Annotated in this window: 1 protein-coding gene; it reads left to right on the top strand. The window is 62.2% G+C overall.

Annotated elements, in window-relative coordinates:
- Positions 1–296, top strand: a 296-nt coding sequence (locus tag HMPREF2886_RS28440; protein WP_168172037.1) for a type IV secretory system conjugative DNA transfer family protein, incomplete at both ends; no start/stop codon positions are given.

The following is a 296-nucleotide window of genomic DNA, read 5'->3' as shown; positions in this document are numbered from 1 at the left end:
CTTGTAGACGACCCGGACGGCGACCCGAAAGCACTGGCCGGGCTGTTCGATGAAATGCGCGAGGTGTCCATCAATGACGGCGACCCGGCGAACCGGGAAGCGCAGCTTGTCATTACCGGCGTCGGCACCCGCATGGCCAACACCCCGGCCCGCGAGCTGGGCAGCATCATTTCGACGGCGAACAACGCCCTTGCGTTGTACCGCGACCCTATCGTTGGCGAGAACACTTCGCGCAACGACTTCAAGATTGCCGACCTGATGGATCACGACCGGCCGGTGTCGCTCTATCTCATTTC

This window comes from Pseudomonas sp. HMSC066A08 (genome assembly GCF_001813025.1).
GTDB classification, from domain to species: domain Bacteria; phylum Pseudomonadota; class Gammaproteobacteria; order Pseudomonadales; family Pseudomonadaceae; genus Pseudomonas; species Pseudomonas aeruginosa.
Note: the sequence above shows the minus strand (reverse complement) of the source record. Positions and strands in the feature narration are given on the sequence as shown.